A 1,007-nucleotide genomic window follows, 5' to 3' on the forward strand; every position below is an offset into this window, starting at 1 on the left:
TTACTGCACTTGGCATCCCCAAGACAGAGGCGATAGGCTAAATCCGTCCGGTGTCAGGGGAGGTCCGACCTCAACCCTATTTGTGCAACAAAGCCCCTCGCGTTGACCATGTTGTCCTGTTCTCTGGAAATGGAGATTTTAAACCGCTAGTGGCCAGTCTGCAGCGCCAAGGAGTTCGTGTGTCAGTGGTGTCCACAATTCGTAGCCAACCGCCAATGATATCAGACGAATTGCGTCGTCAGGCTGACAACTTCATCGAACTTGAACACCTCAGAGACGTAATCGGTCACCCGTCACGTGAAGTGGTGACTGGACAGCCGGAAATGGTACTTGCAGGTGAGTGATAGTGTCGTCTTTGATTGCAGTTTTCAGCCTGACCTATTCAATTGGCGAATTATGTCGGGTAAAGTGTCATCTTCAGATTGGGAACCGAAGAAAATGAATGCTCGAGAAATGCGAATGTTTAGCACTGTTTGCAAAGATCTAGAGGAAAAATACCTCCGTCTGGCAGAAAAAGATGGTACTCAACTGCCGTTTGATCCAATTGAGGTCGCCGCAGCATTGTCCGTGATCGCAAGTGATTTCCTGCCGGGTCCGGTGGCTTTGCGAACCACCTAACGAGACGACAAGTTTGTTGCTATGCCGCAAATTAAGGTGACGGTAACTACTACCAACTCGTCGCGCATTCGCCCGTTAAAGCTCTCACAATATCGGTTCTCCCTGGGTGACCCAGGTTCGATGTAGGCAGTCCTTGCCCCAACTGACTTGATCCAGTCCCTGACGGCCTCAGCGATGAATTTTGGGCCGTCGCCCATTGGGCTCGAACCAATGGCGCCTTCAATGGGCAACTCCGACCTGATGTAGTCAGGCACGCCTCGCAGGATGAATTGATCCGTCAGAGCGTCGATTACTTCGGTCGTATTTAACTTCCGCTTCACCCGGACAGCCAGGCATTCCCGGCTGTGTTCATCCAAGATGTTGAGCGTCCTAAAGGCTCTGCCGTCGTC

General features: G+C 51.6%; 1 protein-coding gene and 2 pseudogenes. 2 read left to right on the forward strand and 1 reads right to left on the reverse strand.

Annotation, left to right across the window (positions count from 1 at the left end; translation table 11 throughout):
- Nucleotides 1-92 precede the first annotated feature (92 nt).
- Nucleotides 93-344 (forward strand): annotated as a pseudogene (locus DL239_RS21330) (NYN domain-containing protein); the annotation flags it as partial.
- Nucleotides 345-459: 115 nt separating this feature from the next.
- A complete protein-coding gene (locus DL239_RS21335; RefSeq protein WP_167686108.1) occupies nt 460-618 on the forward strand; it encodes a hypothetical protein in 159 nt (52 codons plus the stop codon).
- A gap of 50 nt (nt 619-668) precedes the next feature.
- Here DL239_RS21335 and DL239_RS21340 read toward each other — a convergent pair.
- Nucleotides 669-1,007: pseudogene (locus tag DL239_RS21340) on the reverse strand (integrase core domain-containing protein); the annotation flags it as partial.

The organism is Parasedimentitalea denitrificans, assembly GCF_011813015.1.
In the GTDB taxonomy this organism is placed as follows: domain Bacteria; phylum Pseudomonadota; class Alphaproteobacteria; order Rhodobacterales; family Rhodobacteraceae; genus Parasedimentitalea; species Parasedimentitalea denitrificans.

Bases quoted from the DNA above. Each gene is read 5' to 3' on its own strand.
- DL239_RS21335 (WP_167686108.1), top strand. From the start codon at position 460: ATGTTTAGCACTGTTTGCAAAGATCTAGAGGAAAAATACCTCCGTCTG.